This is a genomic window from Lysinibacillus cavernae, from assembly GCF_009724685.1.
In the GTDB taxonomy this organism is placed as follows: Bacteria; Bacillota; Bacilli; order Bacillales_A; family Planococcaceae; genus Lysinibacillus; species Lysinibacillus cavernae.
Genome location: NZ_WMEF01000008.1, coordinates 33,010 through 50,944, shown reverse-complemented (window position 1 = coordinate 50,944; position 17,935 = coordinate 33,010). Strand labels below are relative to the sequence as shown.

The following is a 17,935-nucleotide window of genomic DNA, read 5'->3' as shown; positions in this document are numbered from 1 at the left end:
AATAGTAATAATAGTATTGTTCAATCATTATTGTTGTTATAGACTTCAAGTATAAGCTAATTATTTTTTTATCTTTAGATGTAATGGAGTTGTTAGAAAATGAATTTAATACGATCAATCCTACCAATTATCGCTATTATTTTAGCGTCCTTTAATTTACGGCCCGTGATCACGTCTGTATCGCCTTTGTTGGGAACTATTCGCGAATCATTACAGATGAATGCAGCTACTGCAAGTTTACTAACATCATTAGCTGTCTTATGTATGGGCTTATTTGCACCTTTCGCTATCAAACTTGCCAATCGGTGGAGCATTGAGCGAGCCATTGCTTACTCACTTATTCTTATTGGACTAGCAACAGCTGCGAGATACTTTGCTTATTCTGCCTGGGTGATGCTACTAACTGCCTTTTTATCTGGCATTGGCATTGCGGTTGTGGGGCCTTTATTATCAGGCTATATTAAAGAGAAATTTACAAACCCTTCTCGTGTAGTCGGTATTTATTCGCTAGCTTTAGTTCTAGGTGCTTCACTTGGCTCAGGGCTTTCCATCCCATTAAGCAATTTTTTTCAATCTTGGCAAATTTCCACTGCCTCGTGGGCTATTCTTGCCCTCATCGCTGTATTCTTTTGGTGGAAGCCAATCGAGCATAAATCAGTCGCTGCTACAGCGTCCAATACAGCTAGTGCTGCCATGAATGTAAAGCAAATGTTAACGAATCAAAAGGCTTGGCTATTAACAGGCTTTTTTGGCTTAATGGCTTTTATGTTTTATACAATTATGGCTTGGTTACCACCTATAGCCGAGGATATTGGCTATAGCCAGCATGAAGCGGGCATGATGCTAACACTGTTAACAGTAGCCCAAATGCCTGCAACGTTTTTAGTGCCAATTTTAAATAATCGTTTTCAACATAGAGCTGTATGGCTAATAGGCTGTTCATCGTTAGAATTAATTGGTTTATTAATGTTACTGTGTTCTATTAATCCTTGGTTAAGTAGTGTTCTTATTGGCATTGGTGCAGGGGGCCTATTTTCATTAGGACTAACATTACCAATTGATGAAGCCAAAGATATTAACGAGGCAAGTATCTTGGCCGCTATGACGCAATCAGTTGGCTTCGTATTTGCTGCTCTTGGTCCTTTCTTTGTCGGTCTAATACGAGATTTCACTGGGAATTTTACAGCTGCAATTATTGGTATGATCATCATCGTCATGGCTATGATCCTTATTCAAATAAAAATTGGCAATCAAAAACAACAGCCCATCAATCTAGTCCGCATGAAAAAGACGACTTTCTAACAAAAAGATCGTCCTTTTATTTATTGAATTGTTTGCTGCCCCTTCTCTATCATTACAAATGATCGTAAATTAGTTCCTTGCCTTTTATGCCGAAATTTATTGTTTCTTGGGAATTTCCCTTCTAACATTGGCTCAAAAGTTCAGAAAGTTAAAACTATCTAATTAGACGCATTGCAAATAAAAAAGCCCACCAAATAAGTGAGCTTTGAATAAATTTAGATTTATTATTCTACCCATGCAGAAAGTGTCCCACTATATGTAGCAGACCAACCACTTCCAGATGCTACAACACTTTTTAATTTTAGTGTACCTCTATACCAATAACCATCAGTATACTCCTCATAGTAACGAGTCTCTGGTATACTGCTGAAAGATGAATATGGTGCTACAATTGTTTTATCTTTATAAATATAAAAATCATATGGAGCGTTTTTTTCGTTTGTATTATCTATAACAGCATTTGTTTGTTCTGGTTCATATAACGTATCTGATTCATATATAATTTCGCCATCTGTATAACTTTTTTCACTATCAAAACCAGGTACTGGCTCTGGTTCATATAACGTATCTGAAGCTGATATAATTCTACCATCTTCGAAACTTGTATCCTTCTTAATAGCTAAAGCACCTGTTGAAAATGAAAATAATGCAAATACTAGTATTGCTAAAAATGATAATATACTTAATCGCTTTTTCATTTACATCACCTCTTCTACTATTATTTAGCGTAGGCGTACATCAAAATTACAAAATATTCAATATTATATTTAAAATGTAATTACTATTAATAGTATTTTTAAAAAAGGGATTCATTTTCAATATTTCTTTATAATCAGCAAGAATGTTAAGTTTAGCGTTTCATTTGCGACCACCACATAATTTTCTAATACACGCTCTTCCATGAAAATGGGATCGTCATTTTTTATCGCCATGCGTGCATTCCAATAAACCTTTGAGAATCTAGATGCTAGTAGCAAACCTTAGAACAGCTTCTTCTAAGACATTAATCCCTATTAATATATCCTCAAGATCTGTATGTTCATCAGGATGATGACTTAAGCCATCCACAGATGGGATGAAAATAAGGCCAACTGGTCCAAGTCTCGTCATATTCATGGAATCATGCCCTGCACCGCTTTGCATATATTGATAGGAGAGTTTCTTTTCTACACAAATAGTTTCAAACTCTGTCATTAGATTGGAAGAAAGTAGGACAGGCTCCTCTGAACTAATGACATTGTATTCAATAGTAAGCTGTCTTGTTTGTTGAACATGTGTAATCGATGTATATAGATGTTGAAGTACACGTTCTCTAGATTCTACAGAAGATGAACGAATATCTACAGTTAACTCTACTTCTCCTGGCACAACATTCATTGAGCCCGCCACAACTTCTAACATACCTACCGTTGCCACTGTTCCAAAATCTTGCTCTGCTAACGCCGCTTTTTCTAATTCTAATGCCAATTCGGATGCACCTAAAAGGGCGTCTTTCCTCATATTCATAGGTGTCGTGCCTGAATGTGACGCTTTTCCACTTAATTTCATTAATAAGCGAACAGGTGCTGCAACCCCCGTCACAATACCGATTTTCTTACCATAGTTAATGAGCAATGGTCCTTGTTCAATATGCAATTCAAAAAAGGCATGGAACCCCTCTTCTACTCTTGTTGCTTGATCAATACTACTAAAATCTAGCCCACAATGAGCAAATGCCTGTTCCATGGAAATACCATCTCGATCTAATAAATGGCGATATTTTTCTTTATCAATCAAGCCCGCCATTGCCTTACTTCCAACTGTTGAAACACCAAATCGAGATGATTCCTCACAGGCAAAGGCAATAATTTCAATTGGATGCTTTGTCACAACGGATCGCTCGTTCAATCGCTTAATAACTTCCAGTGCAGCAGTTACGCCAACGACGCCATCATATTTACCACCTTGATAGACAGTATCTAAATGGGATCCCATGACAACAGGCTGCAATCCTGGGACACTACCTTCTCTTCGAGCAATAAGATTTCCACAATGGTCAATATGAATTTGAAGATTTTCATCTTTACATAAACGAATAAAGGCATGTAAACAAGCCTGTTCTTCATTCGTATAAGCAACTCTCGTAATCCCTTTCTCACCTGAATTATATTGATTCATTTTATCTAGTAATTGTTGGTATCGTTCTTTATAAACCATGTAAACAGCTCCTTCTTAAGAATTACGAAGATGAAAATTTGACCTAATTTTGCCCATTGCTAAATAAAAAGCATCATCATTTATTTCATTGTACCAATATTTTCAGAATTTTTTGTTTAAAATTAGAAAAGGGATTCTCCATGACGAGATCCCTACTCTAATTTACTCCTGCGGAAAGGTTTGAGCAGCCCTATTTTTGTTAAGCATGATCACTCAAATCTACAGGATATTATTTTACATTTTCCGCCACTTTTTTGTTAAAATGTACGAATAATTGGTCGCAGTCTTCACTAGACTCCATTTTGTGCATGTTTAGAACACTAGTATCTTTACCTGTTAAGTAATCACGTATATGCATATCAGAGAAGCCATTTTCATGAGCATCTTCTGCTGTATTGCAATAATGTACTTCTTTAATACCTGCCCAAATAATTGCTGAAACACACATTGGACATGGTTCACATGTAGCGTAAATAACACAATCAGACAAATCCATTGTTCCTAGCTTTTTAGAAGCTTCACGAATGGCCACTATTTCTGCATGTGCAGATAGATCTGTATCACGCATCATCGTATTACCTACAACAGCGATGATTTCGTCACCTCTGACAATTGTTGCACCGAAAGGTCCGCCTATATTTTGATCGATACCTTCTTTTGTTTTTTCAATAGCTAATTGAATGTAATCCATACAGTGATTCCTCCTACGTTAGTTAATGATATGAGTACCAGCTTGATTATTGATTGCTTCTTTTAGGCTTTCAGGGTTTGTAATAATTACTCTATGACCACCATTTTCTAAGAAACTTAAGCTTGCTTCAATTTTTGGAAGCATACTTCCTGGTGGGAACTGATTATCTAGAACATGCTGCTTTGTTTCTTCTACAGTAATTTCTTCAAGTGCTTGCTGTTCAGGCTTACCAAAGTTAATAAACACGCGAGGAACGCCCGTTGTAATAATTAATGAATCAGCATTTACTTGAGCCGCTAATAAACTTGTCGCAAAGTCTTTGTCAATAACTGCATCTACGCCCTCATAGACATTATTTTCTTTTTTAATAACGGGAATGCCACCGCCACCTACAGCGATTACTATATAATCATTGTCAATCAATGATTTAATAGCATCTTTCTCCACAATATCGATTGGTTTTGGTGAAGGCACAACGCGACGATAACCTCGACCAGAATCCTCAACCATTTTCCAATCTGGATGTTCGACTAACATCGCATCAGCTTGCTCTTTCGTAAAGAATGAACCTACTGGCTTTGTAGGATTGATAAAGTTTGGATCATTTTCATTGATTTCAACTTGTGTAATCACACTTACTACTTTTTTATTAATTTGACGTTTAGTGAGTTCATTAATTAACGCTTGTTGAATTAAATACCCTATTCCACCTTGTGTATCTGCAACACAATTTACTAAAGGTACTGCTGGCATGCCAGATATTTCATTGGCAATTTCACTTCTTTGTAATGTAAAACCAACTTGTGGTCCATTACCGTGTGTTACAACGACTTTATAGCCTTCTTGAATCATATCCGCAATATGTTCCACAGTTTGAGCAACTGCCTCTTGCTGACTTTGAACGGATTCACTCCCACTATCTTTTACCAATGAGTTTCCACCAATTGCCACAATTACTAATTTATTCACAACTACACCCCTACTTCTTTTTCTACACTATTTCGAACTTCTTGATGATTAAATTTATATAACAACGTATATAAAATAAATGACACGATCAACCCGCTAAAGAAAGCAAAGTCATTAAGTTTCACGAAAAAAGGTACGCCCTTCAGGAAGGCACCTGACATTGGTAATAGGAAACTTATCAATAGGACGATACATGCTATGATGTTATAGCCGGATTTATAGGCACCATTGTTACCCTTTTCCACATAAATCGTTGATAAATCCATGCGTCTTTTGCGTTCGATAAAGAAGCTAGACAACATAATACCCGCAATTGGTCCAAACATAGAGCCTATAAAACTATAGAAGAAGAATAAAGTTTCTGTACTCGATACTAGTTTCCAAGGCAAAATGATTGTTCCAATAACTGCTGTTAAAATTCCTGCTGTTTTAACAGTAAATATTTTAGGGAATAAAGTTGTCATTTGTAATCCAGATGGTAACAAATTACCGAAAACTACAAAGGCTGTTGCCCCTACATTTAATGCTAAAATTAACACAACGACAGAAAACGGATTTTGAATTTTATCGATAGCGTCTACTATATTAAAAATTGGTTGCCCAAAAGCAATCTCTGTCCCTGCTATTAAACTAATACAAGTGATCGCAAATAGCAGATACGAGCCGATCATACCAATGGATAAGCCGTAGATCATTGCTTTTGGTGATTTAGCTCTGTGCGTATAGTCTGCAATATTAACAATTGGTCCAGCCCAGTTAGATACCAATGCGCTTACACATGCAATAAAGACTAATGGACTTTCCATAGTTGTCGTATTTTTATACGCTAAAATTGGACCTATTCCTCCAGCAATATTAATTGCCCAAATAGCTGCTCCAATAATGAAAATATAAACAATTGGTGATGAGTATTTACCAAAGACAGTTAACATATCCATGCCGCCTAAAAATAGTAAAACTGTAACTACCCATAAAATACTGTAAGAAATCATTGTTGGAACATCTAAGCCAAAAATAGTGAAGTCTCCACCAATAGACATATAGTTCGGAATGAATCTAGCAAATAACACATTAAGAGATTGAGCGCCCACAACTGTCGTCGTACCGAAGAATACAACCCCAGCAACCAATCCCCGACATAATGCTGGTATAATAGAACCCTTCACTCCAAATGAATCTCTTAATAATATGGCGAATGGAATACCATATTTAGAGGCAGAATATCCATTTAAGCAGTAGCCTGCCGAAACAATCACTGCTGATAGCATAATGGCTAAGAAAACTTGATTAACAGATAATCCCAAGACAAAAAATCCTGCAACCGTCATATAAGACATAATATTGTGAACCGCGCCCATCCAAACTGTGATGTAGTTAAAGATACCCCAGTCTCTTTCCTGAGGACCTTTCGGTAAAAGATCTTCCGAATAGCCAAGTGCTCTATAGTCTCGACTGGACTGTTCAATTTTTGCGTGTTCCATGTAGCTCCTCCTACTTATAGGAAGTAGGCTTAAGCCCACTTCTCACTAATTGTGATTAATGCTTTTTCAAAAGCTTCCATTGGAGGATGAGTAATACCCGCACCAATCATGCCAATACCAGCCTCTTTATGTGCGATTGCTGTATTGATGATTGGAAGAATACCAGTTTGAATCACTTTACGAATATCAATACCAGTAGCAATTCCCATGAAGTTTAATAACGGAATCGTAATGTTTTGGTTCTCTGTTGTTGTAATTTCTTTCATTTGACGTGAGTAACCAATTGCTTCATCTACTGTTCCACCTACTAAAGCTACGATTGCTGGTGCAGTAGCCATTGCGAAACCACCGATCCCGTATGTTTCTGTAATAGCACTATCTCCAATATCAAGACCTGAATCTTCTGGTTTATAACCAGCAAACATCGGTCCGATAACTTGTTGTGCAGGCCCAGTAAACCATGTATTGCCTGCCATACCACTAATTCGAACACCGAATTCTACACCATTACGTGCCATTGTTGTAACAACTGTACTGTGTTCAATACCGTGTCCAGCATCTAATGCACATTTACAGCATGCCATCCATGTAGGACCTGAGAAGTATTCACTGCTTGCTACGAAATCAAATACTGCGCGTTTTTGTTCAACAGGGTAATCCGTTTCTAAAATATAAGGTGTTAAGGCTTGAATGAATAAGCTCGTACCTGCATTGTTACGATTATGACACTCGTCACCCATATGAAGAGCTTGTGCAAGCATTAAACGAAGATCAATACCATCTTTGTTCAGTTTCATTGCGTCACGTAAAATCGGTCCTAATACATCGCGCATCCATACTAAACGATCAATAACACTGTCATCGTTTGCACCCATACGTAAAACTTTTGCCATTTGCTCACTTAAATTTGTAAATGCACGATTGCCATATGTTTTATTTTCAACAATGTGCACAAACATAGAGGCTGAAGTAACACCAGCCATTGATCCAACAGCGTTATGCTCATGACATGGTGAGAATGTGATTTCTCCAGATGCTGCAACCTTTGCTGCTTCTTCTAGGTCTTTTGCTAATCCTTCGAATACTAGCGCACCCATAACAGCACCTTGCATCGGACCATTCATGTTTTCCCAAGTAATTGGTGGACCTGCGTGTAAAATTGTTTTTTTCGTCATGCCTGGTACAACATTAATCGCTTGGTCAAAACCAATTAGCACTGGTTGAGAATTGACAATTTTTTCAACTGCTAGGCGGTTTGCTGCCTCAATTTTTTCAGCAAGTTCTGCTTTATCAATTTTATTTAGTGCTGCGATAATTTCAGGCTTCCCTCCACCTGGTGGTGACCACTCTAAGTGTGTAGCAGTTGCATTTTGTGCTAAAATATCATCTTTAAAAAGTTCTATACCTACGTTAATTACGTTCACTTTACTTGTAAAAAGTTCATTAATCTTACTCATGATTTTCTCCTTTCAAAACTATTTCTCTAGCGAGTAATCCTGCATTTGTACTACTGCTTGCATGTGTAACACCTGCATCAATTAATTTTTTCACTTGATCTTCTAGTCTTGGCGTATCTAAATCTGTTCCTAGAACATAACCAATAATCTCTAGATGTCTGCCTTCTTTTTCTGCTAATTGTTTTGCTTCAATCATTGCAGGAAGCATAACGCCAACTGGATCTTCATGTGAACCAAAGCCTAATACGAAGTCCATCACGATCACACCAACAGATGGATCTTTCGCTTCTTGTAAGAAACGCTCAATTCGAGAAGATGGATCGATCATTGGATGTGGCTTACCATTTGTAAAATCATCATCACCGAAATCAATGAATGTATGTTCTTGACTCACATTGATATCTTTTAATAAAAAGTCTGGATTTTTTTGTATATTGCTATAAACATTGTCTAATTTTTCCATAGCGATATACATTGATTCATCACATAATGTTCCGCCACAGAATAATCCACGAATGTATTTTTGTTCTGGTGATAGTTTTGCGCGAACCTCTTCAATTAATGGAAGGTTAAGTGCACGTTTGTTAATGCCCGCTTCATCGATACCGGCTAGTAATACCGCTTTAAGTGCTGCTTCTTTAGACGTTTTCGCGAACTGTCCACCAGCTGCCACTACTGCCTCTTCATTTCCACCAATAAAGTAAACAACAACAGGTTTGCTACATTCTTTAATTTGCGCTAGTACTTTTTTCTCAACACTTGCTTCAGGTGGCTTCGAAACAAGGACGATCACTTTTGTCGCCTCATCAGCATCAAGTGCTTTGATGCCATCAAGCATCATAATGCCGCCTACTTCTTTACTTAAGTCTCTTCCACCAGTACCTATAAGTTGTGTGATACCACCACCGAAGTCATGAACACGAACACTCACTTCTTGGCTACCAGTACCAGATGCTGCAACGATACCGATATTGCCTTTTCTTACAGCGTTTGCAAAGCAAAGTCCTGTATTACCGATGATTGCCGTACCACAATCTGGTCCCATCATTAATAAGCCTTTTTCGTGTGCAAATGTTTTTAATTCCACTTCGTCTTCAACGCTCACATTATCGCTGAATAACATGACGTGTAGGTCATTTTCAAGTGCTTTTCGTGCTTCACGAACGGCAAATGCACCATTTACAGAAATAACAGCAAAGTTTGCATCAGGAATACCTTGCGCAGCAGAATCGATCGTTGCATATTTAATATCGCTTTTTGCTTGCGCTGTATTTTTATTAGTCAATAATTCTTCAACCGCTAAGTAAGCGCTTTCTGTTTGATCCGCATTAGCAGTTTTTACAATAATCATTAAGTCACCTGCTGTTGCTTCCTCCACTTCTGGCGTCATCAAACCAACATTACGAATGACTCCTTTGTTCATTTCTGTACCCATACCAATAATTGCTTGCTCAACGCCTTCAATTTGATTTGCTTTTGTTGAAAGTGACATCAACGACACTGAATCAAAATATGTGTTTCGCTTAATTACGACTTTAATACTCATCTTTTTCCTCCTAATTTTATATTGGCTTCTAAGCCACTTATGAGCCCTAAGGCGATATCTGTCCCTGATGAGGAGCCAATAGCAAGCACCTTTTTCAGAGCCTGGATCGAATCTACTTCCGTACCATACAAAATGGCATGAACGAGTGAATAGATGGATTCCCTTACTTGTCCATATGCTGCCTTTTTCAATGTTGTATAGCTAATATCATTGGTCAATGGCTTAATCATGTTGATGACGCTTTCACATAGTTGTTGATAAATAGAACACGGGCTATTTTCTAAGTGAATGACGGTAAATAACCCTACTAAAAAATCATCTCCTGATGGTGTCAGCCCTGGCCCTAAGCCAACTAAATCAACTGCATATTTCTGAAATTGATCAAAACGCTGACTTACTAGTTCCTCACGAAGTAAATTTGTACGTAGCTTCAACATTCTGGATGTTTCGGCCTCAAATTCACTAATTGGCGAATGACTGCTTTTCATTCCTCCGCTTTTACCATGTAAATCAATAAATTGTTTCACAGTAATTACGTTAATTTTTAAACTTGTACTATCTGATGGAAAAATAGGTAGTTGACATTGCCAACGAGTAGCTGTCTTAGTCGCTAATTGTAATTTATCTTCTATTAATAGTTGGTCATTCATGACCGATACCCTATCATTTTGGCTAATGTGCAGGTTGGCTAACGTATCGAGATTGATGATAAGTGTGTTAGGTGCATTATCCATCGCCTGCGTTGCAAGGGTGAAAATTTCACCATCTACCCCACTTTGAATATTTAATGCATGTTTAAAAACACTATGAACCGATCCCGTAAACTTCGTTTCAACTATTTGCTGAAGAAAATAGCTATCACCAGATATAGCGTGTATCATATGTACACCTCTTTTAGTCTTAGGAGTACTACTATTTTGCCCCTGCCTTTAGTAGAATTTTTTCAATTTCAGTGAATCCTTTTTCTCTAGCCATTGCTAATGGAGTCACGCCATATTGATCCACTAATTGTGTGTCTGCACCATGTTCAACTAAAAGACGAACAATTTCTTGTTGCTTTTCTCCGCCATCATTCAGAAGAATTGCTTCAATTAATGGTGTCCAACCACAAATATTCGTATGGTTAACATTAATATCTGTTGTCGTTACAAGTTCGCGAACTACTTCTACAAATCCCTTCTCACTTGCTGGATGAACACCTACGCCACCAAAGCGCGTTAAACGTTCTAAATCTGTGCCTGCTTGAAGCATAATTTTCACAAGTTCTAACTTCCCGTTAATACATCCAAACAAAAATGGGTTTAAACAAATTTGATCTTGAAGGTCAACATCTGCCCCTTCTTGAATTAGAAATTTTACGGTTTCTAATTGATCATTCATTGCAGCAAGCAAAATTGCTGTACGCTTGCGCTTATTTCGAGAGTTAATATCCACACCTTGCTGTAAAAAACCTTGCAAAGCGTCAATATTCCCTACTTCAGCAGCAGCTAAAAATTCTGACACAATCGTTGTATCTTCCAATTTCTTCATACCTCCATTTTCACGACCTATTGTTCATTTTATCTAAACAAAAGTGAACCGCGAGAATGTTATTATTTTCACATTCCCGTCTTACATGCTTTATTCTATTCCTTTATGCCGTATATATCATTGTTTAGCAAAACCAAAAAGAATAAAGATGATTTAGGCAATATGTACAATGTTTTGTGATAAGATTATGGCAAAGGAGTGAAATCATTTGCTAACAATCAAAGATATATTAGAAATAAAAGCGCTTGAAGGCATTAAAATTGTTGCGGGAGAACGAGGGATTCACAATGAAATAGCACTTGTGAACATTATTGAAAATCCTGATGCATTTGATTGGCTGACACCGAATGAATTGTTATTAACAACAGGTTATATTTTCCAAGACGATGAAGCATTACAAAATAAAATCATTCAAGAAATCTCTAAAATAAATTGTGCTGGCCTTGTTATTAAAATGAGACGTTATTTACAAAAAACGCCTCAAAACATGATCGATATTGCCAATCAACATGGATTGCCCTTAATAGAGTTACCTTATAATTACACCTTGTCTAAGGTCATCTCGATCATCAACGAAAAGGCGTCTGGACGCTATGATTTATTAAATAGAAAATCTTTGGATATGCATAATACATTGTTCAAGGTTGCGCTTGAAGGAGGAGGCATTGAATCCATTTCCTCGATGTTGGCTGAGACGATTAATAACCCAATTATCTTTTTAGATAATGATTGGAATTTATTGCATTATACAGATTTAGCTACAAATCCAGTGCCTCTTGCCTATGGAATCAATCTAAAGAAGAATCGTCCAACGTTTTCAAAGGAATTTATCGATTCCATTCCTAATGATCTCAATGAAATGCAAAAATCGATTACAAGAATCTATCATTTAGAGGATTTAGCTGTGAAATGTAGAATTCTCCCGGTAGCAGTAGCTAATTACATTTACGGCTATATTGTTATTTGGCAAACTGTTCGTGATTTGAATGAGTTTGACTTTATTGTTTTGGAGCAAGCCTCCACGATTGTGGCATTAGAAAGGATTAAACAGAAGGAAATAGAGGGAGTACGTTTAAAAATTAAACAAGAGTTTTTTGATGATCTATTGACTGGCAAAATCACATCCAGTGAAACGCTACAAACACTTTGTGACCTTCATGGTTTAAATATCAATTATAAATATTATTGTATTGTGATTTCTATAACCCACGATAGTCTTAATGACCATCTTGATTTAATTTCTAGAAAATACGAATCGGATAAGATAGCCAAAAAATGTGTGACCTTAATTTATGAACATTCAAGTACTATTAATGGTGAAATTACTTGTCTCTATCGAAACAATCAAATCATCGTGTTAGTGGGACAACAGGACAATAAACAAGATATGACCATCAATGAAACAAAACAATACGCAGATAATATTCTACAATTTTTAGTACAGCATAATAGTCATACTTCCTTTTTAATTGGCATTGGGAAAGAGTATAAACATATTCGTTTCGTTCATAAAAGCTTTTCAGAAGCTCACGAGGCACTACGCTTGATGCAACGATTCGAGAAGCGTGGAGCAGTGGCTCATTTTGCGGATCACTCCATTTATCATTTTTTGGATTCTAATATTAACGAGGTGCAATTAAAAAACTTTTTCTTAGAAAGCTTAGGATCTGTTTTTGAGCATGATCTTTTACACGGGACGAGCTACCTACTTACATTAGAAAATTATTTTATTAATCATATGAATATTAGTGAAACAGCCAAGGAAATGTTTATTCACCGCAATACATTAATCTACCGTATCGAAAAAATTAAAGAGATTTTAAAGACCGATTTAAAAGGCTATGAGGAACTTTTACAAATCCAATTAGCTTTAAGAATTTATCGCTTGCTCGGCAAATCTTTATATCATGATGAGTTTGCAGACTAGTCCTATTTAGAAGGTGATGTTGATTTGCTCATCACCTTTTATTTCATTTCATATTCAGTTCATAAACACATGCTATAGTAAAAACCATAGGAACGACATACGTTGTTTGACGATATTGAAGGAGGCTTATTTCTTTGCAAGAGACATCAAAAGATACGACTAAAAAACCAGACTGGCGACGCTTTGTACAATTAGTAAAGCGAGCTGAACCACCTATTTGGCTCCTAGTTATAGCTTTAATTATGAGTTTAGCAACAACGGGCGTAGGTTTTATCGTCCCATTATTTACAAAACAGTTAGTGGACGGCTTTTCATTAGAATCGCTTAATTATTGGCAAATCATTTTGCTTGGTATTGCCTTTATCGCTCAAGCAATAGCTAGTGGATTATCTATCTATTATTTAAATCGTGTGGGTCACCATGTGGTGGCAAAATTACGGGATCAACTTTGGCGCAAGCTGCTGCATTTACCAATCCCCTATTATGATGAAAACGATACTGGTGAAACATTGAGTCGTGTAACAAATGATACAGCTGTCGTGAAGGAGCTCATTACTGAGCATCTAGCAAACTGTTTATCGGGTGTTATTTCCATCATCGGTTCCATTATCATTCTCTTATTCTTAGATTGGAAAATGACGTTAGTGATGCTAATTGCAGTACCATTGGCTATGGTTATCTTAATGCTACTCGGTAAACGCATGTTTGTGATTTCAAAGGGTATGCAAGATGAGACTGCAAAATTTACATCTGTATTAAATCAAGTATTACCTGAAACACGATTAGTAAAGGCTTCTAATGCTGAGCAAGTTGAATATGAGCGTGGGAAAAAAGGCATTACGAATCTCTTTAACTTCGGCTTAAAAGAAGCAAAAATCCATGCGCTTATTTCACCATTAATTTCATTCGTTCTCATGTCTGTTCTGGTCGCTATTATTGGCTATGGTGGCGTCCGTGTTTCCTCTGGTGAACTGACAGCTGGTGATATGGTGGCATTTATTTTATATTTAATCCAAATCATCATGCCGATGACACAATTGACAATGTTCTTTACTCAACTTCAAAAAGCAATGGGTGCCACTGAACGTATTAGTGCATTACTTGAGCATGAAGAGGAGCATATTGAAGAAGGCTTCACTGTTGAAAAAATAGATCAGCCGATTTATGTTAAAAATGTTGACTTTTCATATGGCGAAGAACCGATTTTATCCGATATCAACTTCACAATAGAGCCAGGCAAAGTAACGGCCATTGTAGGTCCAAGCGGTGGCGGTAAAACAACCACATTTTCTCTATTAGAACGATACTACCAACCAACTAGCGGTAGTATTACGCTAGGAGAAACGCCAATCGAGACATTTTCACTTCACTCATGGCGCAGTCAAATCGGCTATGTGGCTCAAGAAAGTGCTCTGCTGTCAGGAACGATTCGAGAAAATATTTGCTATGGTGTTGACCGTGAAGTGCAGGATGATGAACTTGAAAGAGTGGCTAAAATGGCTTATGCTGATCAATTTATTAACGAGCTTTCAGATAAGTTTGACACAGAAGTAGGCGAAAGAGGCATCAAGCTTTCAGGAGGCCAACGTCAGCGTATTTCCATTGCAAGAGCGCTATTACGGAACCCGCAAATATTAATGCTGGATGAAGCTACATCAAGTTTAGATAGTAAGTCAGAAATTTATGTACAAAAAGCGTTAGATAATTTAATGCAAGGTCGCACTACATTAGTGATTGCTCACCGCCTATCAACGGTAGTTGATGCCGATCAAATACTATTTGTAGAAAAAGGACATATTACAGGTTGTGGCACACACGAAACACTCTTTGAGACGCATGCCATGTATCGTGAGTTTGCCATGCAGCAATTACGAATAAAAGAGATCTAACGAAGGGAATTGTTTAGATGACCAAACTATTAGTGGTAGATGATGATGCCCATATTCGAGAATTAGTAAAAGTATTTCTACAAAATGAAGGTCTAGAGGTTATGGAAGCTACGGACGGTGTCGATGCACTGTCCCAATTAACATCTGAAAAAGTAGATATGGTTGTGATGGACATTATGATGCCAAACATGGATGGCTGGACATTATGTGAGGAAATACGTTCATTCGATACAAATATCCCTATCCTCATGCTCACTGCAAAAGGAGAAACCTCTCAAAAGGTCAAGGGCTTTCATCTAGGGACAGATGATTATCTCGTAAAGCCATTTGAGCCTGCCGAGCTAATTGTTCGTGTTAAGTCGATTTTAAAAAGATATCATATTTCCCTCTCTCAGGTTGTAGAAGCTGGTAATGTCAAACTTAATCGCCATACGCATGAGGTTGATATGAATGATGAGCCCATCCTTCTTCGTTTGAAGGAGTTTGAGCTATTATTTACGCTAGCAAGCTATGTTGGCAAAACCTTTTCACGAGAGCACTTAATCGAAGAAATTTGGGGCTATGATTATGAGGGAGATGAACGAACAGTCGATGTTCATATTAAGAGAATCCGCGAGCGTTTTCCACAAGAAATGAGTGGCTTTGTTATCCGCACTATTCGTGGTCTTGGCTACCGCTTGGAACTAGCTTCATGAGACAAAGAAGATTCTTTTTTAAGTTGGTAATGGTCTTCTGCCTCTTTCTCATTGCTAATACCGTTTTTGCTTTTATTTCCTATCATTTGACCACATGGCTTTACAGTCGATTAGATACAGAGCTTCATGGTTTTTGGCTGCAATTAGGGACAGTCATTGGTGTATTTGTGCTCTTTGCCTGTTCCGCAGCGATTATATTTTTAATCGGCCTTAATCGACAACGTAACTACTGGGATACCATCGTGGATGCATTGAGTCGTATGGCTAAAGGCGATTTTAATGTACAATTAGATTTGAAAGCAGATGAAGAAGACCAATTCGGGCAATTAATACATGGCATCAATCACATGGCCATCGAATTAGGTGAACTTGAAAGAATGCGTCAAGAGTTCATTTCAAACGTCTCTCATGAAATCCAGTCACCCTTAACGTCTATTAATGGTTTTGCAAAAGCACTTAAAAATATCAATCTACCTAAAGAAAAGCGTCAACATTACTTAGAAATTATTGAATTAGAAAGTAGTCGCTTGTCAAAAATCAGTGAAAACTTACTCAAACTAACTTCCTTAGAATCACAGCATCATCCATTCGAGCCAAAAAATTATCGACTGGATAAACAAATACGCAATGTTGTACTGGCGCTTGAACCGAATTGGTTAGCCAAACAGCTGGACTTTGATCTTCAGCTTGACAGCTTTTGCATCACAGCAGATGAGGATTTAATGAATCAAGTTTGGATGAATTTGCTGACGAATAGCATTAAATTTACGACTGACAATGGGTCCATCACTTTGTCCATGAAGAAGCAACTAGATACGGTAACCGTCATTGTTCAAGATACTGGCATCGGCCTAACAGAAGAACAACAAATGCATATTTTCGAAAGATTTTATAAGGCCGATCAATCGCGAACAGCCGCAAATGGTGGTAGCGGATTAGGGTTAGCCATCGTCAAAAAAATCATTGATATGCACAAGGGAACCATTGTTGTTGAAAGCAAACTAGCTGAATTTACAGCCTTTTTGGTTACATTGCCCATCGACAGTACTCAAACTCGTGCAAACGACTAAGACCGTCTGCACGAGTTATTGTCATTAGTAAGCTACTTTTCTAAAATATTGATATACTTTATTCAATTTTTGCTGCTGTTTCCCCTTTTTACTTTCCATGTTACCAAACTCAAAAAACTTCACTTTTTTCATCCCAACAAACTTAAACAATGCTCTCTTCATCAAGATTTTATGCGCATTATTCAACCATAATAATGGATAATTCGTTGGCCCCTTCATAGTGGACACACAGACAACCGATTTCCCTTTTAAGAGTGCCTCTGGAAATAACCCCTTAGTATCTCGATAAGCAAAATTTGCCGCAAACAATTGATCAATATAGCCTAATAGCATGGCTGGCGGTCTCCCCCACCAAATCGGATAAACAAATACAAGTTGATCTGCCCATGTAAGCTGCTGTCGGTATTTTTCCAATTTCTGATCACGATACATATCACGACGTCGTTTATGCTCATGGAAAATCAAACGAGGATCGAAATCTTCTTCATATAAATCTAGTAGCTGTATCTCATCAATGGCAGGATTCTCTTGACACCCCTTCATTACTTCCTGTAAAAATGCATAATTTAAGCTCTTATGGTTTGGATATGTATAGACAATTAACGTTTTCATTTTATGCCTCCATTACTTATCATTTGATAACTAAATAATAATCGATTCATTTTTTGTTGTCAAATGATAATTGTTTTAAGACAAGTTATTTGGTATCTTGACAATAAGAGGTGATCCGATTGGATAAAAGCAGTTTATTTCATCAATTTGTATCGTTTACAGCCACTGTCCATCAAGTGACACATGATCTCACACAAAATGTCACCATTGCGAATATAACTCCGCTTCAATATAAAATTCTTGAATATATTAAAGTAAGCCAGCCCGTCACACCGACCGAAATAAGTGACTGTCAGCACATGTCTTTACCTAATACAAGTCGTGAATTACGTAAATTACAAGAACGAAATCTGATTGAAAAAATTAGTGACACAGAGGACCGAAGAAAGCAGTATATTCGTTTGTCCATTGAGGGAAATAAAATGATGGAGGAGGCCTTTGCATGCATCGAGGAACGCTTTCTACAGCTTATTCAACATGCGACACAGGATGATATAAAGGACATTCAACAGGCCCTATTTATCCTTGAACAAAAGGTCTTTCAACAAAAAATTTAAAATGTGCTGTTTC

At 37.3% G+C, this 17,935-nt stretch carries 16 protein-coding genes; 6 read left to right on the top strand and 10 right to left on the bottom strand.

The window, feature by feature from the left end; all coding sequences use genetic code 11:
- Positions 1-99: 99 nt before the first annotated feature.
- Positions 100-1,302 carry an MFS transporter gene (locus tag GJU32_RS15510; protein ID WP_155592866.1) on the top strand — a complete coding sequence of 401 codons (1,203 nt, stop codon included), beginning with the start codon at positions 100-102 and terminating at the stop codon, positions 1,300-1,302.
- A gap of 224 nt (positions 1,303-1,526) precedes the next feature.
- Here the strand turns inward: GJU32_RS15510 and GJU32_RS15505 are convergent, their stop codons facing one another.
- From GJU32_RS15505 to GJU32_RS15465, 9 genes are all read right to left on the bottom strand, one after another.
- Positions 1,527-2,000 (bottom strand): hypothetical protein, encoded by a 474-nt coding sequence (locus GJU32_RS15505; RefSeq protein WP_155592865.1) that lies wholly within the window; start codon positions 1,998-2,000, stop codon positions 1,527-1,529.
- Between the two features lie 262 nt (positions 2,001-2,262).
- Positions 2,263-3,498, bottom strand: coding sequence for a Zn-dependent hydrolase (locus GJU32_RS15500; RefSeq protein WP_155592864.1), 1,236 nt, complete (start codon positions 3,496-3,498; stop codon positions 2,263-2,265).
- A gap of 229 nt (positions 3,499-3,727) precedes the next feature.
- Positions 3,728-4,189: a nucleoside deaminase gene (locus tag GJU32_RS15495; RefSeq protein ID WP_155592863.1), complete on the bottom strand. Its 462-nt coding sequence runs from the start codon at positions 4,187-4,189 to the stop codon at positions 3,728-3,730.
- Positions 4,190-4,207: 18 nt separating this feature from the next.
- On the bottom strand, positions 4,208-5,158 hold the full coding sequence (arcC, locus tag GJU32_RS15490) for a carbamate kinase (protein ID WP_155592862.1): 951 nt from the start codon (positions 5,156-5,158) through the stop codon (positions 4,208-4,210).
- Between the two features lie 2 nt (positions 5,159-5,160).
- A complete protein-coding gene (locus tag GJU32_RS15485; protein ID WP_155592861.1) occupies positions 5,161-6,639 on the bottom strand; it encodes a cytosine permease in 1,479 nt (492 codons plus the stop codon).
- 29 nt (positions 6,640-6,668) lie between these two features.
- Complete coding sequence (locus GJU32_RS15480) at positions 6,669-8,096, bottom strand: YlbE family protein (RefSeq protein WP_155592860.1); 1,428 nt, start codon at positions 8,094-8,096, stop codon at positions 6,669-6,671.
- Positions 8,089-9,642, bottom strand: a complete 1,554-nt coding sequence (fdrA, locus tag GJU32_RS15475) for an acyl-CoA synthetase FdrA (RefSeq protein ID WP_155592859.1) — start codon at positions 9,640-9,642, stop codon at positions 8,089-8,091. The genes GJU32_RS15480 and fdrA overlap by 8 nt, the downstream gene beginning before the upstream one ends.
- Positions 9,639-10,523, bottom strand: a complete 885-nt coding sequence (locus tag GJU32_RS15470; RefSeq protein WP_155592858.1) for an oxamate carbamoyltransferase subunit AllH family protein — start codon at positions 10,521-10,523, stop codon at positions 9,639-9,641. Before GJU32_RS15470 ends, fdrA begins: the two co-directional genes overlap by 4 nt.
- A gap of 31 nt (positions 10,524-10,554) precedes the next feature.
- Positions 10,555-11,172 carry an ankyrin repeat domain-containing protein gene (locus GJU32_RS15465; RefSeq protein ID WP_230875067.1) on the bottom strand — a complete coding sequence of 206 codons (618 nt, stop codon included), beginning with the start codon at positions 11,170-11,172 and terminating at the stop codon, positions 10,555-10,557.
- 208 nt (positions 11,173-11,380) lie between these two features.
- Here GJU32_RS15465 and GJU32_RS15460 point away from each other — a divergent pair, with 208 nt between their 5' ends.
- The 4 genes from GJU32_RS15460 (at position 11,381) to GJU32_RS15445 (ending at position 16,753) form a co-directional block, all read left to right on the top strand.
- Positions 11,381-13,099 carry a PucR family transcriptional regulator gene (locus tag GJU32_RS15460; protein WP_155592857.1) on the top strand — a complete coding sequence of 573 codons (1,719 nt, stop codon included), beginning with the start codon at positions 11,381-11,383 and terminating at the stop codon, positions 13,097-13,099.
- Between the two features lie 134 nt (positions 13,100-13,233).
- A complete protein-coding gene (locus GJU32_RS15455) occupies positions 13,234-14,988 on the top strand; it encodes an ABC transporter ATP-binding protein (protein ID WP_155592856.1) in 1,755 nt (584 codons plus the stop codon).
- A gap of 17 nt (positions 14,989-15,005) precedes the next feature.
- Positions 15,006-15,683: a response regulator transcription factor gene (locus GJU32_RS15450; RefSeq protein WP_155592855.1), complete on the top strand. Its 678-nt coding sequence runs from the start codon at positions 15,006-15,008 to the stop codon at positions 15,681-15,683.
- Entirely contained in the window at positions 15,680-16,753 is a 1,074-nt protein-coding gene (locus GJU32_RS15445; protein ID WP_155592854.1) for a sensor histidine kinase, read from the top strand. Before GJU32_RS15450 ends, GJU32_RS15445 begins: the two co-directional genes overlap by 4 nt.
- 24 nt (positions 16,754-16,777) lie before the next feature.
- On the opposite strand, the gene GJU32_RS15440 is transcribed toward GJU32_RS15445, so the two are convergent.
- Positions 16,778-17,365 (bottom strand): NAD(P)H-dependent oxidoreductase, encoded by a 588-nt coding sequence (locus GJU32_RS15440; protein ID WP_155592853.1) that lies wholly within the window; start codon positions 17,363-17,365, stop codon positions 16,778-16,780.
- 119 nt (positions 17,366-17,484) lie between these two features.
- Here GJU32_RS15440 and GJU32_RS15435 point away from each other — a divergent pair, with 119 nt between their 5' ends.
- Entirely contained in the window at positions 17,485-17,922 is a 438-nt protein-coding gene (locus GJU32_RS15435; RefSeq protein WP_155592852.1) for a MarR family winged helix-turn-helix transcriptional regulator, read from the top strand.
- Positions 17,923-17,935: the final 13 nt, after the last annotated feature.

What these genes read in the sequence shown, in the direction of transcription:
- GJU32_RS15510 (WP_155592866.1), top strand. Translation starts at nt 100, where the DNA reads ATGAATTTAATACGATCAATCCTACCAATTATCGCTATTATTTTAGCG.
- GJU32_RS15505 (WP_155592865.1), bottom strand. Translation starts at nt 2,000, where the DNA reads ATGAAAAAGCGATTAAGTATATTATCATTTTTAGCAATACTAGTATTT.
- GJU32_RS15500 (WP_155592864.1), bottom strand. Translation starts at nt 3,498, where the DNA reads ATGGTTTATAAAGAACGATACCAACAATTACTAGATAAAATGAATCAA.
- GJU32_RS15495 (WP_155592863.1), bottom strand. Translation starts at nt 4,189, where the DNA reads ATGGATTACATTCAATTAGCTATTGAAAAAACAAAAGAAGGTATCGAT.
- GJU32_RS15485 (WP_155592861.1), bottom strand. Translation starts at nt 6,639, where the DNA reads ATGGAACACGCAAAAATTGAACAGTCCAGTCGAGACTATAGAGCACTT.
- GJU32_RS15480 (WP_155592860.1), bottom strand. Translation starts at nt 8,096, where the DNA reads ATGAGTAAGATTAATGAACTTTTTACAAGTAAAGTGAACGTAATTAAC.
- fdrA (WP_155592859.1), bottom strand. Translation starts at nt 9,642, where the DNA reads ATGAGTATTAAAGTCGTAATTAAGCGAAACACATATTTTGATTCAGTG.
- GJU32_RS15470 (WP_155592858.1), bottom strand. Translation starts at nt 10,523, where the DNA reads ATGATACACGCTATATCTGGTGATAGCTATTTTCTTCAGCAAATAGTT.
- GJU32_RS15465 (WP_230875067.1), bottom strand. Translation starts at nt 11,172, where the DNA reads ATGAAGAAATTGGAAGATACAACGATTGTGTCAGAATTTTTAGCTGCT.
- GJU32_RS15450 (WP_155592855.1), top strand. Translation starts at nt 15,006, where the DNA reads ATGACCAAACTATTAGTGGTAGATGATGATGCCCATATTCGAGAATTA.
- GJU32_RS15445 (WP_155592854.1), top strand. Translation starts at nt 15,680, where the DNA reads ATGAGACAAAGAAGATTCTTTTTTAAGTTGGTAATGGTCTTCTGCCTC.
- GJU32_RS15440 (WP_155592853.1), bottom strand. Translation starts at nt 17,365, where the DNA reads ATGAAAACGTTAATTGTCTATACATATCCAAACCATAAGAGCTTAAAT.